The organism is Cronobacter sp. HA18006 (genome assembly GCF_011605445.1).
GTDB lineage: Bacteria > Pseudomonadota > Gammaproteobacteria > Enterobacterales > Enterobacteriaceae > Cronobacter > Cronobacter sakazakii.
Window position 1 is genome coordinate 839,029 of sequence record NZ_JAANQB010000011.1, and the last position, 16,165, is coordinate 855,193.

Annotated in this window: 21 protein-coding genes and 2 pseudogenes; 11 read left to right on the forward strand and 12 right to left on the reverse strand. The window is 55.0% G+C overall.

The window, feature by feature from the left end:
• Positions 1–183 precede the first annotated feature (183 nt).
• Positions 184–2,148, reverse strand: coding sequence for a U32 family peptidase (locus G9X48_RS05690; protein WP_007849955.1), 1,965 nt, complete (start codon positions 2,146–2,148; stop codon positions 184–186).
• A 235-nt stretch (positions 2,149–2,383) separates the two neighbouring features.
• The gene (locus G9X48_RS05695; RefSeq protein ID WP_004388315.1) at positions 2,384–2,914 is read right to left on the reverse strand and encodes an XRE family transcriptional regulator; all 531 of its coding nucleotides are present in this window, start codon (positions 2,912–2,914) and stop codon (positions 2,384–2,386) included.
• 93 nt (positions 2,915–3,007) lie between these two features.
• On the opposite strand from G9X48_RS05695, the gene G9X48_RS05700 reads away from it, so the two are divergent.
• On the forward strand, positions 3,008–4,171 hold the full coding sequence (locus G9X48_RS05700) for a benzoate/H(+) symporter BenE family transporter (protein WP_105536236.1): 1,164 nt from the start codon (positions 3,008–3,010) through the stop codon (positions 4,169–4,171).
• Positions 4,172–4,202: 31 nt separating this feature from the next.
• Here the strand turns inward: G9X48_RS05700 and G9X48_RS05705 are convergent.
• From G9X48_RS05705 to G9X48_RS05750, 10 genes and pseudogenes are all read right to left on the reverse strand, one after another.
• Positions 4,203–4,682 (reverse strand): annotated as a pseudogene (locus G9X48_RS05705) (DUF3313 domain-containing protein); the annotation flags it as partial.
• 106 nt (positions 4,683–4,788) lie between these two features.
• Complete coding sequence (locus G9X48_RS05710) at positions 4,789–5,241, reverse strand: lysis protein (protein ID WP_032975847.1); 453 nt, start codon at positions 5,239–5,241, stop codon at positions 4,789–4,791.
• Positions 5,242–5,243: 2 nt separating this feature from the next.
• Positions 5,244–5,867 carry a glycoside hydrolase family 19 protein gene (locus tag G9X48_RS05715; RefSeq protein ID WP_080865850.1) on the reverse strand — a complete coding sequence of 208 codons (624 nt, stop codon included), beginning with the start codon at positions 5,865–5,867 and terminating at the stop codon, positions 5,244–5,246.
• A complete protein-coding gene (locus G9X48_RS05720) occupies positions 5,857–6,150 on the reverse strand; it encodes a phage holin family protein (RefSeq protein WP_007896068.1) in 294 nt (97 codons plus the stop codon). The genes G9X48_RS05715 and G9X48_RS05720 overlap by 11 nt, the downstream gene beginning before the upstream one ends.
• Positions 6,137–6,541 (reverse strand): putative holin, encoded by a 405-nt coding sequence (locus G9X48_RS05725; RefSeq protein ID WP_080865851.1) that lies wholly within the window; start codon positions 6,539–6,541, stop codon positions 6,137–6,139. Before G9X48_RS05725 ends, G9X48_RS05720 begins: the two co-directional genes overlap by 14 nt.
• A gap of 153 nt (positions 6,542–6,694) precedes the next feature.
• On the reverse strand, positions 6,695–7,813 hold the full coding sequence (locus G9X48_RS05730) for an acyltransferase (RefSeq protein ID WP_105590372.1): 1,119 nt from the start codon (positions 7,811–7,813) through the stop codon (positions 6,695–6,697).
• Positions 7,814–7,883: 70 nt separating this feature from the next.
• A complete protein-coding gene (locus G9X48_RS05735) occupies positions 7,884–9,977 on the reverse strand; it encodes a phage tail protein (protein WP_105590371.1) in 2,094 nt (697 codons plus the stop codon).
• Positions 9,978–10,039: 62 nt separating this feature from the next.
• Positions 10,040–10,279, reverse strand: a pseudogene (locus G9X48_RS05740) (major capsid protein); the annotation flags it as partial.
• Between the two features lie 63 nt (positions 10,280–10,342).
• Positions 10,343–10,546 (reverse strand): hypothetical protein, encoded by a 204-nt coding sequence (locus G9X48_RS05745; RefSeq protein ID WP_007901938.1) that lies wholly within the window; start codon positions 10,544–10,546, stop codon positions 10,343–10,345.
• Between the two features lie 148 nt (positions 10,547–10,694).
• Complete coding sequence (locus G9X48_RS05750; protein WP_007761568.1) at positions 10,695–10,925, reverse strand: hypothetical protein; 231 nt, start codon at positions 10,923–10,925, stop codon at positions 10,695–10,697.
• A gap of 154 nt (positions 10,926–11,079) precedes the next feature.
• Here G9X48_RS05750 and G9X48_RS05755 point away from each other — a divergent pair, with 154 nt between their 5' ends.
• From G9X48_RS05755 to G9X48_RS05800, 10 genes are all read left to right on the forward strand, one after another.
• On the forward strand, positions 11,080–11,670 hold the full coding sequence (locus G9X48_RS05755; protein WP_007901935.1) for a helix-turn-helix transcriptional regulator: 591 nt from the start codon (positions 11,080–11,082) through the stop codon (positions 11,668–11,670).
• 366 nt (positions 11,671–12,036) lie between these two features.
• A complete protein-coding gene (locus tag G9X48_RS05760) occupies positions 12,037–12,225 on the forward strand; it encodes a hypothetical protein (RefSeq protein ID WP_032982559.1) in 189 nt (62 codons plus the stop codon).
• A gap of 20 nt (positions 12,226–12,245) precedes the next feature.
• Positions 12,246–12,524: a hypothetical protein gene (locus G9X48_RS05765; protein ID WP_124753063.1), complete on the forward strand. Its 279-nt coding sequence runs from the start codon at positions 12,246–12,248 to the stop codon at positions 12,522–12,524.
• Positions 12,521–13,342 (forward strand): PD-(D/E)XK nuclease-like domain-containing protein, encoded by an 822-nt coding sequence (locus G9X48_RS05770; protein WP_080865605.1) that lies wholly within the window; start codon positions 12,521–12,523, stop codon positions 13,340–13,342. Before G9X48_RS05765 ends, G9X48_RS05770 begins: the two co-directional genes overlap by 4 nt.
• On the forward strand, positions 13,339–14,223 hold the full coding sequence (locus tag G9X48_RS05775) for a RecT family recombinase (protein ID WP_007901914.1): 885 nt from the start codon (positions 13,339–13,341) through the stop codon (positions 14,221–14,223). The genes G9X48_RS05770 and G9X48_RS05775 overlap by 4 nt, the downstream gene beginning before the upstream one ends.
• A 52-nt stretch (positions 14,224–14,275) precedes the next feature.
• The gene (locus G9X48_RS05780; RefSeq protein WP_007761581.1) at positions 14,276–14,524 is read left to right on the forward strand and encodes an AlpA family phage regulatory protein; all 249 of its coding nucleotides are present in this window, start codon (positions 14,276–14,278) and stop codon (positions 14,522–14,524) included.
• Between the two features lie 112 nt (positions 14,525–14,636).
• Entirely contained in the window at positions 14,637–14,942 is a 306-nt protein-coding gene (locus G9X48_RS05785) for a PerC family transcriptional regulator (protein WP_007901913.1), read from the forward strand.
• The gene (locus G9X48_RS05790; RefSeq protein WP_007901910.1) at positions 14,939–15,103 is read left to right on the forward strand and encodes a DUF1317 family protein; all 165 of its coding nucleotides are present in this window, start codon (positions 14,939–14,941) and stop codon (positions 15,101–15,103) included. Before G9X48_RS05785 ends, G9X48_RS05790 begins: the two co-directional genes overlap by 4 nt.
• Complete coding sequence (locus tag G9X48_RS05795; RefSeq protein ID WP_080865604.1) at positions 15,100–15,696, forward strand: MT-A70 family methyltransferase; 597 nt, start codon at positions 15,100–15,102, stop codon at positions 15,694–15,696. The genes G9X48_RS05790 and G9X48_RS05795 overlap by 4 nt, the downstream gene beginning before the upstream one ends.
• Before the next feature lie 262 nt (positions 15,697–15,958).
• Positions 15,959–16,159: a hypothetical protein gene (locus G9X48_RS05800; protein WP_234010229.1), complete on the forward strand. Its 201-nt coding sequence runs from the start codon at positions 15,959–15,961 to the stop codon at positions 16,157–16,159.
• Positions 16,160–16,165 lie beyond the last annotated feature (6 nt).

The following is a 16,165-nucleotide window of genomic DNA, read 5'->3' on the forward strand; positions in this document are numbered from 1 at the left end:
ATTATGTTGTTATTTACTGTGTTTATATACAGTAGTTTGATTTGTACTATTCTGACAACCCTATTTTTAAGCGAAGCGGCGCAATCGCCTGGAGAACGGCCAGTTTGTGCGGGTTTGTTGAGCGGTATGGCATGCAGACAAAAAAAGCCAGAGCGTGGGCTCTGGCTTTTCAGGGAAGGAGTGTCAGGCGTTTTTGCGTTTTGGCAGGGTCTTCAGCAGATCTTCCGGGCTGATGGAGGCGACCACGCTGCCCGGCTGCGGCATTTTCAGGATATGGTTTTTGATCTTGCCGACCACGTGCATTTCGCAGGGTTTGCAGTCAAAGCGCAGCGTTAACACTTCGTCGCCATGCACCAGCTGCATCGGCGTCGCCTTCCAGCTCTTGATGTTGCCCTTCGCCTGTTTCGGGCAGAGGTTAAAGGCAAAGCGCAGGCAGTGCTTGGTGATCATCACCGGCACGTCGCCTTTTTCCTCGTGCGCCTCATACGCGGCGTCGATAAGCTGCACGCCATAACGCTGGTAAAATTCACGCGCCTTATGGTTGTAGACGTTCGCGAGGAAGCTCAGGTGCGTTTCCGGGTAGACCGGCGGCGGCACGGAGACCGGCTTACGCGCGCCGCGCTGATAGTTCGCCAGGCGCGCGGCGTCCAGCGCCTCGATAGCTTCACGGCGAAACGCGTTGAGCTGGCTGTTAGGCACAAACAGCGCGCCCGGCAGCGTCACCTGCACGTCGCGGGCGAAATAGATGGTCTGCCCCAGTTTCGCCAGGCCCTCTTTCAGGCTGGTCAGCGCTTTTTCCGGGTTGTTAGCTTCATCGAACTGCCCGTCGAGCGTATGCGTCACGCTGACGCCGTCTTCGCTGGTGATGGTCAGGATCAGCTGTTCCTGCCAGCCGCCAAGCTCGATATCCACCCCGATGCGGCGCTCGCTGGAGGTTTTCAGCAGCGCCTGCTGCCAGTTGTGATCGAGGTTGCGGTTAAGCTTGTGGTGCGGGCGCAGCGTTTTCAGCGCCGCTGGCATCTCGTTCGGGAAAACGCGGTAGCGGTTTTCGCCGGTTTTTTCCGCCACGTTAACGCGAAAGCCAACCACTTCACGCTTAATCATAACGTTCAGCCCGTCGCCGTTGGCGAGCGGCTCGGTGGCCTCAACGTCCAGATGCTCTTTGCCGACGCTCAGCACTTCACCGACCGGCAGGCCGACGAACGTCGGGGTGTCGAACGCGCCAATATCGATTTTACGGGCGTTAACGAAGTAGTCGGTGCTGCCGCGGTGGAAGGTTTTCTCGGTCGACGGCACGAAGTAGTGCGCCGTGTTACCGGCGGAGGAACGTGCGAGATCGCCGCGATCTTCAATAATCGCGTCGAGCATCTGGCGGTAGTGCGCCGTGATGTTTTTCACGTAGCTCATGTCTTTGTAGCGCCCTTCAATCTTGAAGGAGCGCACGCCTGCGTCAATCAGCGCCGCCAGGTTGGCGGTCTGATCGTTATCTTTCATCGACAGCAGGTGTTTCTCATACGCCACCACGCGGCCCTGATCGTCTTTCAGGGTATACGGCAGACGGCAGGCCTGCGAGCAGTCACCGCGGTTGGCGCTGCGCCCGGTCTGGGCGTGGGAGATATAGCACTGGCCCGAATAAGCCACGCACAGCGCGCCATGAATAAAGAATTCGATGGTGGCGTCAGTGTTCTCATGAATGGCGCGGATCTGGTTGAGGTTCAGCTCGCGCGCCAGCACGATTTGCGAGAAACCGGCGTCGGAGAGAAACTTCGCCTTTTCGACGCTGCGGATATCGCACTGGGTGCTGGCATGCAACTCGATGGGCGGAATATCCAGCTCCATGATGCCCATATCCTGCACGATCAGGGCGTCAACGCCCGCGTCATAGAACTGGCCGATAAGCTTGCGGGCCGGCTCGAGCTCGTCGTCATGCAAAATGGTGTTCAGCGTGACAAACACCTTCGCGCCGAAGCGATGGGCGAACGGCACCAGGTCTGCGATGTCCTGGAGACTGTTGCTGGCGTTGTGGCGGGCACCGAAACCGGGGCCGCCGATATAGACTGCATCTGCGCCGTGCAGAATGGCTTCGCGGGCGATAGCGGTATCGCGGGCGGGGCTGAGCAGTTCAAGGTGATGCGGTTGCAGGCGCATAATTCGTCGTTATCCGTTATTTGAAAGGCGGCTATTGTAGTCACATTCGGGGCGTTCGGAAACTGTTTCACGGTACCGCTGCGGGTTTGCCGTTCTGCGGGAAAGTATTGCAAAAAGGTTTATTTCACGCGGCGCGGCGCAAGGGATACGCTGAGGCGGTATTCCTGACTTATCACCTCAGTTTCATCGTGTCGTTGTAGATTGTCGTTGGCCGCAAGCTTGCTTGCGGTTTTTTTTATGGCGCCGGGTAGTGAATAAGCGAATGAAAGCGCACCGGCAGCGACGTCGCGTTGCGGTAGGCGTGCGGTCGGTCGCCAGCAAACTTCAGCCCTTCGCCAGGGCCGAGCCGCCGCCAGACGCCGTCCGTCTGAAGCTCCAGCTCACCCTCAATCACCACCACATGCTCCGTTACGCCGCGCTCATGCGGCGTGGAGTCGCTCTGCGCGCCTGGCGCGAGCGTAACGGCGAGCATATCGAAGCGCAGCTGTTCATCCCACGGAAACACCGGCTCTACCAGCATCGTCTGCTGGGCGTCAAACACGGTACGCGCCCCCGGCGCAGGCGGTGTGATAAACGCCGAAAACGGCACGTTAAAGCCGGTGGCGATTTTCCACAGCGTGGCAACCGTCGGGCTCGATTCGTTGCGCTCTATCTGGCCGAGCATCGCTTTCGACACGCCGGTTTCCTGCGCCGCCTGGGTCAGGCTCCAGTTTTTCTGCTGGCGCAGCGCTTTCAGCGTCTGCGCGAGATGGGCGGTAATGTCCATACGTTCTCCTTTGAGGGTGCCAGTATAGCGCCTTGTGCGTTATAGCGCACGATGATAGAGTCGCTGGACGTTATAACGCACAGCGGAGTATGTATGCGCTTTTCGCTTCCCCCGGCACCTGCCGTTATCGCAGGGTTTGTGGCGGTGCTGGTCGGCTACGCCAGCTCTGCCGCTATTATCTGGCAGGCCGCGGCGGCGGCAGGTGCCACGCCTGCCCAAACGGCGGGCTGGATGACGATGCTCGGCATCGGCATGGGCGTCAGCACGCTCGCGCTAAGCCTGTGGTATCGCGCGCCGGTGCTGACCGCCTGGTCAACGCCCGGCGCGGCGCTGCTGGCGACGGGCCTTGCGGGCAGCAATCTGCATGAAGCGGCCGGGATTTTTATTTTCGCCTCGGCGCTGATTGTGATTTGCGGCGCGACGGGCCTGTTCGCCCGCCTGATGAAAATCATTCCGCCGGGCCTTGCCGCTGCGATGCTGGCGGGCATTCTGCTGCGCTTCGGGCTACAGGCGTTCGGCACGCTGGAAGGGCATTTTATACTGTGCGCCGCCATGACGGGGGCGTGGCTGCTCTGTAAAGTCTTCGCGCCGCGCTACGCCGTGGTGGCCGCGCTGCTGGCAGGCGTCGCGGTCTGTCTGTTACAGGGCGAAGTGAACACGGCAGCGCTGCATTTTCGCCTCGCACCGCCGGAGTTTGTCTCGCCCGCGTTCAGCCTCTCCTCGCTGCTCGGCGTCGGCCTGCCCTTCTTTCTGGTGACAATGGCCTCGCAGAACGCGCCAGGCGTCGCCACATTGCAGGCTTCCGGCTACCGGGTGCCGGTTTCGCCGTTGATGGTCACAACCGGCCTGCTGGCGCTTATTCTTGCTCCCTTTGGCGTTTTTTCCATTTGCATTGCCGCTATTACCGCCGCCATCTGCCAGAGCCCGGAGGCGCACCCGGACCGCGACAGGCGCTGGATAGCGGCGGCGATGGCGGGCGTGTTTTATCTGCTGGCGGGCGTATGCGGTGGCTCCGTCGGCGCGCTGATGACTGCCCTGCCGCTGCCGTGGCTGCAAACGCTCGCCGGGCTGGCGCTGCTCGGCACCATTGGCGGCAGCCTGCATCAGGCGCTGGCGAATGAACGCACCCGCGACGCGGCGCTGATTACCTTTCTGGTGACGGCATCCGGCGTGACGCTGCTCGGCGTCGGGTCGGCCTTCTGGGGGTTAATGGCTGGCGGGATAAGCTACGCGCTGCTGGCGCGACGGGCGGGATAAAAAAGAGGGAGCCAGGCTCCCTCTGTACGGTTTATTTCGGCGCGGGATCGAACATGCGCGCGTCGGTCGCCATATCGTCGATCACCTGTTTGAGGTTGTCGACCGTGAGCGGCGTCTTTTCGTTGTTGAGATCTTTCCCCTCACCTTTACGCACCACTTTCACCACGGTTTTCTGCGTCGCCGCGTCAATCAGCTCACCTTCAAAAAACAGGCTGGTGTCCATCGTACGATGGCCTGTCGCGACTTCCGTTCCGGCCACCACCAGCGCAATCGGCAGCACTTCATAGAATTGCAGCCCTTCTTTGCTGCTGTCGACGGCAGTGATCGCGCCGCGGAAAATCACGCTGCGCGGGCCGGGCGTCGTCACCAGCGGCTTGCGGCTCGCGGCGGCGGTTTTCAGTTTATCGTTGGTGTAATTCAGCAGGCCATCAAGCACCTTCTGAGAGATCTGCGCAGTCGGTTTCGGCGTCGGATAATAGACCACCGGGTTGTAAACAATAGAGTCATAATTATAGGCACGATGGTTAACTGATTGAATTTGAATAAAGATAAAAAAAGAAAATAAAACCAATACCGACATCAATACCGTTACCAGGAGAAACTGCCCCGCTTCGCTGTCATTTCAGACATTGATCGCGGACGTATTGCTGAAGTCCATTGAGCTGGCTGGTGACGGTCTCTATTCGCTCCCTGAGGGTGAAATAATCCCGTTGAGCGGCGTCAGTAAGTCTGGGGCCGGTGCCATCATCCATGCCGGTGGTGCTGGCAGTTGCGTTCTTTCCGCAGGTTGCGTTGAGGCGCAGCCGCTGACGGCCAGCAGCAACATCACGTTCAAGCTGATCAATCTTACCCTGAGCATCTGCCAGTTCTCCAGAATATTTCTCATCGAGTGCCGCGACGTCGCGCTGGCGACGCTGCATGTCCGCTATATCATCTTTAGCCAGTTTTAATTCACGATTAACTTCGGTTAAAGATGCCTCAGTTTTTGTGAGCGCCGTCCGGTAATAAAATGCCGTCGCGAGCAGTGCTATAAACAGCAACGGTTTCCACCATGCCCGGATAAATGTCATCATCACAGCACCCTGCGGGCCGCTTCGAACCGTGCACGCCGGTCGTCGATACCGTTCTGCCCGCCGTTGATGATCTGTGTGACGCGCAGCAAATCGCCCGGATATTTCAGGCAGCCTTTGCTGGTATAGAACCATGCTGCAGATCGCGCTGCGGTGGCGTCTTTGGAAAGCAGTTCCGGCGAGCTCACAAGGTCAAGTTTCAGCGCGGCGCCGCAATCGCGGTAATTCTCGAGCCCGGTGATCTGGATGAGCCCGCGTCCGCGATATTTCCAGCCATCACCCGGGGCGTTATTACCGAGGCGCTTGCTGTAAACCAGATTGGCGATCGCGCGCTGGCGTTCAAGGGGCAGCACCTTTTCATACGTGCGGCGGCCCAGCGTGTTGGCCTGATCCTGAGTTAACCGGCCAGCCCGGACAAAATCATTAAGCGCTGCGATGCTGTAGTTGAAGCTCTCTTCCAGCCTGGTAAAGCCGGTGCTTTCATGGCCGACCTGCGCGATGAACATTGCCTGGTCGACCGGCGCAGTGATGCCGTAATCACGCATCGCCGCATCAATGTGCGGGAACCAGCGCGCGGCCAGCTCCGGGGAAATGCCAGCAGCTTTCTGGAACGTTTTAATGTCCATGTTGGGACCTCGATATTTTGAAAATCTGAACGACGTTGCCTTTCGTCTTTATCAGCGCAGCGAGAAATACCGCTTTGATAATTACGTCGGACCAGTCAGGGAGGATGTAATAGCCGTAGAAGGTCCGCACGGGGACGCTGGCGGCCACAACAATCACGACATAGGCAAGCCAGCCGCCCCACCAGCGGTGGCGGGCACCTTCCCGGCGAAAAAGCAGGACACGGATGGCGATACCCGCGCAGATTATGGCGTTAAGCAGGAGCAGTACTTCAGGGCTGGTCATCGTCTTTTCTCCCCGGGATCAGGTCGCGTGGATTTTCAGAACGGTGATAGAGCCAGATGCCAATGCGTACAGCCACAATGGACGAGACGAAAGCGCCAGCGGCGAACACTATCCCTTTTTCAAACGAGTCCTGCGTAATCGTCGGGATAAGGCTCGCCAGGCCAATGAGGATGGCCGCTGTTGCTTTGTAAAAGAGAAGGCCACAGAGAAAGCTGAGAACAGCCAGCAGTACCCGCCTTTTTATGGGGTACTCAACCGCCGATGTAACAAATATTACCGCGCCTGCCAGCGCGCCCAACGCCACCTCCGGAGGCACTCCGGCCAACACAGAAGCCAGCGCGCCAATGCTAAGAGACTGATTTAGCGTGTCTGCTGTCATCGTGGTTGACATTGGAACCACCGTTTAATGTGCATAAGAACCCCCTTAGTAGACAGGTTCATAATACACAATAAACCGTAAACGGATAATATTACCTAAGACGAGTCCGAACGAAGTTACCTTATGGGTAATTTCCACGACAAGTATTGAAACTTCAGTGAGGTTTTATGTTTTATTTAGTGTTTTATCATTAAAAGCTCGAACTTTAAATAGTCCCCATGCATTCCTTATGATTTTATTTGCAGGCATCTCAATAACCTTAAATGATATTATTGATACGGCAATGGAAAGTGCCAGACAACTTGCAGCATAAATTAGCACTGAGGCATAGTCGTTCTTATCTGGATTCATTACCTCTATTAACTTTGAGACAATCATCCAGTGGAACATGTAGAATGAGAATGACGCTTCACCAAGGAGTATTAAATATCTGTTAGCAAGAATGCGAGAGATGATCCCGCCATTAAACGCAAACGCGATAACGACAGAAGCCATGCAAGGGATATACAAAAGGTCATACTTAACATTCATATTAGCCACGTGGTTTGTTGCTACATAAATTGTTAATGCCAGAAACAGAAGAGACCCAATTTCCATTGCGCTACAAACCACGATTTTTGGAGTTACTGGCTTTGCAAGAAATGCTCTGCATATGATAATTCCAAGCATGAAGTCGCTAATTCGGAAAATTGGATTTATATAGAACAGCCAGTGGAGAGAAACTCCTGAGGGTGGATACACCAGAAAATAAATGTTGATTGCCTGAACAGCAGAAAATGCGAAGAACAGGTGTTTTGTTCTGCATTTAACAAGCAGACAAAAGCAAAGATAGAAGAACATCTCGCATGAAATGCTCCATGACACTGGATTAAACGAAAAATAATAGCCTGCATCAGGTATAAAAGATTGAAGAAGGAGCGTATTATAGAGTAAGGCTTCTTTGTTTGTAGCTTCCCAATTTTTTGTGTAACCGAATAAAAGAAGAACACATAACAGCGATACAATATGGACAGGAAATAGCCTGGCCAGGCGATAAACAATAAAATCTTTATTGCTAAACCGCCCTTCTGCCAGATGCCTGCTGAAGCTGTAATTTATAATAAATCCGGAAAGGATATAAAAGAACGTGACACCAACATACCCATTAAAGAAGTATCTTGATGCCTCGTTGAACTGAGGAATGGAAGATTGCGACATTATCCCCAGATGGCTCAGGAAAACCCCAAGGGCAGCAAACATTCGCAAAGATGTAAGACTATGAATTATATTGGTATTTTTTGACATAAGACTGCCAGAACGTAAAATATTTCTGGCAGGTTAGTTTTATAGCAAGGATATGTCAACGCAACATTAGTCAAAATTCCTGCACGTCTGCGCTTGCTGAAATGTTCCATATAGATTTCGGCGATCCGTTGACGCCTATCATTCTGACTTTAAGTCCACTGCCGCTTGCTTTTGGAGCAGTAAGGTTTGGGGCTGATGGATATGTGGCCCAATCTCCTCCGTTCAGTATCACGCTTGTTGGTATCAATCCTACATTATCAATAGAAATAATCGGCGTTGCTGCAACAGGGTTCTGCTGGCCGACAGGAAGGAACCCGTTAACTATAAGTGATGGCCGGAATGAAGGGTTGCCCTGGACTGTAACTCTTAGTTGCCCACCTTTAACTTCTTCAGTCGCGCACGTATTCATGACAATGCAGTACGGGTTGACAAAATCGAATGCATAGCATGTAGTTTCGCCATCCATTGGAGTGCAGTTTTCCGCCGTGCAGTTTGTCATAGTTGTGTACTGCATGCCGGACATCCTGAACCCAAGCTGATAGCCGTTAATCTGAACTAAACGCATGTCCATTGAGGTTCCGATCACTTTTATTTGACCGTCCCGGTAGTCTTCAAAAAGCACTCCAGCGTACCCTTTCCCTGCATATTGAGGGAAGCTAACCATCTCCATAACACCTGAAAAGGGCACGTATGAGAAGCAGCCAATATACGCACACTCGAAGCCGATTTGTCTCAGCACAGGAGATGCGGCCTTACCAAGAAAAAGGCCGTAATAATTTCGCAATGACGTGACGTTATCGGCAGTCAGACCTAACCTTCTGAACAAGCAATTTTCAAGACGACCATGAACACAAAATGAGTTCATAGAACTGTCCGTTAAATCCCACTGTTTAGGCACAAAGGCGCACAGGGCATCAACTTGTAAGACTACTTGGCCGTTTTTAGTTAAATCGATTTTGTCGTTTGTGGTTTTAATAAAGACTGTTGACTCAGCTTTTCCTTGTCCACGAATACCCATATTGTCATAAATAGGGACCGTTTTTGATGTGTTAATAGTGCCGGCAGGGGCTTCGAGAATGCATCTGTTTGAGCGAGCAAAGTTAGTGGCAAGAGTTATAGCCGCAGCGTTATCTGTCGTTCCGTCCGGTTTAACCCCCCAGAACTGCATATCGTATGCAGTAAAGTTAATACGGCGCCACACTAGCGTTCCTGTGGCTGGCTTGATAACTATACCGCCATCGTCGGGCCATGCCTGGACATTATCAACAGACTGAAAGAAGCCGCCGCCGAGGTGGGTTTCTGCATGGGATGAGCTCGCTGCAGATGCAACATATACAACGATATCTGCGGTCGCCGGGACGGATGAGCGCAGTTGAGCAATGTTAAGGAAGCGGCCAACCTTATCAAAACCAGCAGCTGAAGCGATCGCGTTACGGCTTGCTTCCAGATCATCAAGAGCATCTTCAACGGTTATGCCGTCATACCCAATTTTCCCCGCGCCTTCAGGCTTTGCCAGCTCAATAAGCACGTCAGCAGCAGAGCCGGACTCAGGCAGCACCATGATGGGATTGCCTGCATTATCCATCCCCACAATTTTGTTTGCTCGATCTTCTGCGGCAGGAAGTTGGGGGATTGGCTCTGGTGTGCGAAGCGCGTGGTTGAGGTTATCAGCGGCAAGGCTATCAACATATTCTTTTGTCGCAGCGTCCTGCGCCTGGGTTGGGTCTGCAAGATTTCGAATTTTATTGCCCTGGGCATCGTAGTAATTTGCGATGCTGTTAGGCTTACGCAGCGCCAGGCCGAACCAGCGACGAATCTGCTGCAAGAGCATGGTGAGCTTATCAAAAGCATCTTCATGGACCTCGGCAAAGAAGCTGCCCTGGTTGCGCAAATCAGTCTCCTGAGTAACAGGAAGCTCGCGGGTAATGGAAATCTTCCACCCATTTGCCAGCGGGCTTGTCAGGGTGACGTTTCCGCCCTGGTAACCGCCCGCGCCACTGACGGTATAGTCAGTATCCAGCGTCAACGTTTTGATGGTTTCGCTCAGGTCAACAACCTGAACCACCAGGTCGCTTTTTTTGTACACCCGAAACTGATAGGGGAATACGGTCGTCGTGCCGTTCCCGGTGTACGTGTTCTCGTTAACTTCGGTTGATACGGTCATCTGCTCCGCTCCATAGTTGCCGCGCACGCTGCGCGGGGCATATGAGCATTCTATAGCCTGTGCAGACCCATGAACTGCTGCGGGTTGACGCTGGTATCGCCGTAGAAAAGCGTCTGCGCCATTCGCTGATTCATGCCTTCCAGGAACGCGCGGTCTTCAGACAGGCGGAATTCAGCGGTGTTACCGTTCAGATCGGCAAGTGATTTGTCGATTTCGGCGTAGGTTTCGAGCATCCCCATGGTATCGGTGATCTGTACCGTGGTGGATTTACCCTTGGGCACGCCGGAGTTAATCATGCGCCAGTATCAGGTTGCGCAGCCACTGTGCTGCATACGGATCAATTTCGTTGTAATACGCGGCGGGAATCATGCTGCCTCCCGTGCCTTTCGGGCGGCTTTAAGCTTCTGTGAGCGCGCCTGAGCTGCGCGTTTAGCCCGCTCATTGTTGCACTGCACGCACTCGCCGCTGATGGTGTAGCGCTCGCTGTAATGGCCGTGGATGCATTTCCGGCCGGTGTAGAAGCGAGTAAGACCTTTATCCAGTGCTTCCGCCTGGGTGATACGCTCCATTTCGTCGCCCTCTTTGTTATTTATCTTTGGTAATTTTGCCTGAGCACACGAAAAGATCAACCGTAAACGGATAAATATTACCCTTGCGGTATGTGGCGCATAAAAAAGGCCGCCATAAGGCAGCCTCTTTGCGTCTGTGGTGTGGGCGTTAGCTGTAGAAGAACTGGACCAGGTCGTTTTTACTGGTCAGCCAACCGCGCTGCTTGCACGCCTTAAAAAGCTTTTCCATCCGTGCCTTAGTCGGCGTCTTACGGCGCCCGCAGTAATGCGCAGCGATATACCCGGCTGTCGTCCCGGCATCCAGAGCGAACGCCTCCCGGCCCGCCTGGTCCAGGCTCAGCCAGTGTTTCTTGAAATCAAATTTCTGCTCGATTGCCATAAATTTTTTTCTCACAGTATCTATTTACCTCAAGATTATTACCTTTTGGGTGTAAAAATCAAACATTATTACCTTTTTGGTGCATTTACCTTTTTGGTAATATCTCTTTTAATTTAATAAGTTAACAATCCAAAAAAGAGATAATTTAATAGAAATGAAAAGTATTCATGAGATACGGCGAGAAAATTTAAAGGAAATTCTGCGGCGTTATTTCGACGGCAAGCAGATCCGCCTGGCGGAGCGGCTGGAGATTCAGCAGAACCTGGTGTCCCGGTGGGAGAGCGGCGCGAAGAATATCGGCGATAAGGTCGCCAGGCGCATTGAAGAAGCCGCGCGCGTCGAATCGCACTGGCTGGACGTCGATCACCAGCTGGCTAATATGCTTGAAAACCAGGAAAGCGACACAGGCCCGACGAACACCAGCGAGCTGGCCGCGAGCATTCTCAAAAAGTGGATGGACGCCGACGGGCTTTCTCAGCAGAAAGTAGCGGCTGCCTCTGGCGTCAGCCAGGCAACGATTAACCGCCTGCTGCGAAACGAGAGCAGCATCTCCGTCAATAACCTCGCAGCGATTGCAGAGTCGTTCGGGCGCCAGGCATATGAGATGATCCTGCCGCCGGAAGCGCCGGGCCTTATCAGTTACGACCACAAACTGTACGCGGCGCTGCCGCAGCAAGAAAAAGACAAGATCCGCACGTTCATTGATTTCGTGATGTCTCAAAACCAGAACGATAAGCAGGCGTAAGACGCCGCGTTAGCACAACTACACACAGCCCAAATCCTCAAGAGCCGTTCAGGCCCAAAGAAGAATAGTTACCGTTTTGGTAATTTTTTCTCTCACTATCTATTGACTCTCTTTTAAAACCGGTTCAGTATTACCTTAAAGGTAAACATTGAGGCGGTAAAAACTCTCTGATTACCCATCGCCGGACGCGTTCCGGGTTACGTATAACCAAAAGTATTACCAATTTGGTAAACATTTGAGGTGCGGAAATGCAGTGGAGAATCATAAACGGTTGGCACTGCGTGACGATTTCCGGGCTGATGAGCTGGAAATTCAGAACGCTGCGCGAGGCGGTCGAGTGGGCATTCATAACCAGGGAGGCCCGCAGTGTTGAAAGAGAAATGCGCGCCTGAGGCGACGGTCGATGTGAACGGCAGGCCGTACCGGGTTTACCGCCAGGCAAATGGTTATGAATGGCGTTTCGTATCTGTCGATAAGCCGCGTGAAGGTTTCACGATGAACTTTGAGCAGATGGTGAAAGCCGGGTTTGAACGATTAACGGGGTACTCACAATGAACCTTCAACAGATTGGAAAGATGGAAAAAATCATCGAGCAAATGTCCGCCGATTACTGCATCTGCAAGCAGGTGGAAGCGCGGCAGGAAGAGCTGGACGCGGCGCTGAGCAATAGCGCGCTGAACAAAGTGATCCGCGAATCCTGGCAGGCTGCTGGCATGCGCAACGAGATCATCACTCATGTGCTTGAAGACGTTGAAGCCACGGAAATCATCGGCGCGCTGCTACGCGAGCTTTCCGGCGTCGCCGCCCGCTGGGATATGGCTGACCAGATCGACAGCGCGAGGGATGCAGCGTGAGGCCGGGCATCTACCGCGACATCTCAAACGAGGCCTACCACGCCGGTGACGGCGTTAGTAAGTCGCAGCTCGACCTGGTGGCAATCAACCCGGCGCTGCTGGCATGGCAGAGAAATGCGCCGGTCGATACCGAAAAGCTCCAGGCGCTGGATATGGGAACCGCCCTGCACTGCCTGCTGCTGGAGCCGGAAGAATTCGACAAGCGCTTCATTGTGGCGCCGCAGTTTAACCGCCGTAGCAATGCCGGAAAGGAGGAAGAGGCAGCATTCCTGAACAAGGTTGCCGGAATGGGCATGACAATCATGAGCGCCGAAGAAGGCCGGAAATTGGAGCTGATGCGCGACAGCGCTTTTGCTCACCCGGCGGCGCGCTGGCTGCTTGAACAGGAAGGCGATTGCGAGGCATCGCACTACTGGATTGACGAAGAGACAGGCGAGTTGTGCCGCATTCGTCCCGATAAGCGTCTCGCGCAGTTCCCCGTGATGGCTGACGTGAAAAAGGTCAGTGACATGTCACGATTCGCGCGACACATCGACGAGTTCCGATATCACGTGCAGGACGCGATGTATTGCGAGGGAGCAAAGCAGACGACCGGCGAGCCGCACAGCTTCTTTTTCATCGCCGTCAGCGAGTCGATCGACTGCGGCCGCTATCCGGTTCGTGTATTCGAACTGGATGCTTACGACAAAGACGAAGGTTTTCGTCTGTTCCGGCGCGACCTGACCGCTTATCACCAGTACCGCACCAGCGACGAAGTCGGCGGTATTGAAACCATTAAACGCCCGGAATGGGCACGTAAACAGGACATGTACGCATGAGCAACGATATCACTTTAACCGCGCAGCCTGGCGCCACCGTTGGCACCGCTGCGGCGATTTTCAGCCCGGAAGGACTCAACCAACTGGTGCGCTTCGCTGACCTGATGGCGCAGAGCAAGGCGACCGTGCCTGCGCATCTGGCTGGTAAACCTGCTGACTGCCTGGCAGTGACAATGCAGGCGGCGCAGTGGGGCATGAATCCGTTTGCTGTGGCGCAGAAAACACACGTCGTTAACGGCGCCCTGGGCTATGAGGCGCAGCTGGTCAACGCTGTTGTCTCGTCATCCAGCCTGCTGGCTACTCGTTTGAATTACCGCTGGGATGGCGACTGGTCGAAAGTGAGCGGTAAGACAGACAAATCCCCCAACCTCACCGTAACCGTGTGGGCAACGCTCAAGGGCGAAACCGAACCGCGCGAGCTGACTATCAGTATGGCGCAGGCTGGCGTGCGCAACTCGCCAAACTGGGAAGTCGATCCGCGCCAGCAGCTGGCCTACCTCTGCACGAAGCGCTGGGCTCGTCTGCATGCGCCCGATGTGTTGCTCGGTGTTTACACCCCTGACGAGCTGGAAGAGAGCCGCCCGCGCGTTGAGCGCGATATCACGCCGCCGGCCGTCGACGCCCGCAGCGTGAACAGCCTGATTGGCAAGACAGCGCCGCAACAGGACGCGCCAGCGGCTCAGCACCGCCCGCGCAATGAGCGCACCCCTGACGAGCTGCTGGCTGGATTCACAGAATACGCCGGTAACGCGAGTGACGTAGCCGATCTTGATTCCACCTATGCAGCTGTTGCAAAGCGCCTGGCGAGCCATCAGGAGCATCTCGATAAAGCCACCGACGTTTATTCCTTGCGCCGCGAAGAAATGACCGCAGCGCAGTAATTGAAATCAAACGCGGCGCCCGGCGCGCCGCCACCTGCTAAGAGAGAAAAAAATGAAACGAGCATACGGAAAGAAAGAGCTGTTAGAGGTTGTCCCGCTGTCGATCAGCACTATCGATGCGCTGGAGAAAAAAGGCGAGTTCCCGAAGCGCTGGTACATCACTGACAAACGCTGCGCCTGGGATGCTGACGAGATCAGCGAATGGCTTGAAGAGCGTAAGGCCAAAAGCCCGTCGGTGTTCGGGGGAAAAAAGCCTCCCGTTGAGCAGCGAGTTTTCCGCCCGGTGAGCAGCGCTGCATGACGGCCATCACCCGGCACTGGCAAAAATGGTCAGGTCTGTACTGGTACCTGGCCGGTATCGCCGCATGGATGTACCTCATCGCGGCAATTTTCACTCAGGATGGATGGCTCAAATGAAATCGAAAACCCGGCTTGAGCGTTACCACGAAAATTACGTTACCCGCCGCCTGGGCCCGCAGGTGGCAACCTCTCCAGCCGCGCAGGCCATTGAGCAGAGAGCGCTGGAGCTGGAGGCTAAAGGCCTGTTCCGTGTTGCAGCGGGGCTCTGGCTGAAATGCCTGGATGCCGCCGTAGGCGACGTTGAGCGCCAGCGGATCGCCATGCGCCGCGAGCGCTGCATTACGCGCGGTTGCGCGCGCCGGGAGCATTACTGCGGCGTTAATGCGGGCCAGATAACAGATATGTGGGGGCTGCTATGACCAATTCGCACGATGATATTCAGGTCGGTAGCGTCCTGATGATGTACTCACCGGTTCGCCGCGGCTGGATTACTCCCGACGGCAGCGTAATCACCAACCCATTAAAAGCGCAGCGGATCGCCGAAGCGCTTCACAACCAGATTAAAAAGGCGGCAGCATGACCGGTAAATACACCCTGATTTATGCAGATCCGCCATGGTCATACCGAGACAAAGCGGCCGACGGCGACCGCGGCGCCGGGTTCAAATATCCCGTCATGGACGTGCAGGATATCTGCCGCCTTCCGGTCTGGGAGTTGGCAGCTGAAAACTGCTTGCTGGCTATGTGGTGGGTGCCGACGCAGCCGGTCGAAGCATTGAAGGTTGTCGAGGCGTGGGGATTCCGCCTGATGACCATGAAGGGCTTCACATGGAACAAATGCGGCAGCCGGCAGGCTGACAAGCTCGTAATGGGAATGGGTCATATGACGCGCGCCAACAGCGAAGACTGCCTGTTTGCCGTGCGCGGCAAGTTACCTGAGCGCATGAATGCCGGGATCATCCAGTCATTCACGGCGCCGCGCCTGGCGCACTCGCAGAAGCCGGACTGCGTGCGCGAAAAGTTGGTGCAGTTGCTGGGCGATGTGCCGCGCATTGAGCTGTTCGCTCGCCAGTCTTCGCACGGTTTTGACGTGTGGGGAAATCAGTGCGAAGGCCCGGCGGTTCAGTTGCTGCCGGGCTGCGCAATCCCGGTCGTTAAATCGGTGGCAGCATGACGCGCGCTGATTGTGATCGCTATGAGCGAGAAAGCGTTATTCGCGCGCTGGGTGACTCCCGGCGCGGCCCTGGCGAGGACGCAGCGCAGCGTTTAATTCGGGGTATCGAGCGCCGCCGCGCGGTAGCAGATAAGGCAAAAAAGAAGGAAAAAGCATGAGCCAGAAGCACCATATCCAGCAGATGCAACAGCGTATTGACCCGGCCGTTTTGAAGAAAGCATAGGATGAATATTGCGACCTGCTCATCACTATGTGTCTGTGCATGAAACTGGCGGGCCCGACGCGCGCCAATGTCACGGCATGCGCAAAAGCTCTCAAAAAACGCCTGACAACGTGGCACAGCCAGAAAGAGCTGGACGCCATTATCAAAGCGTGGGACCCGGTAGGCTACTTCCTGGGATTGCGGCGCGAAGCAAACGAGGCCGCAGCCAGCTATGGGGAACCGGCGGACACATTCATCTAAAGTAAC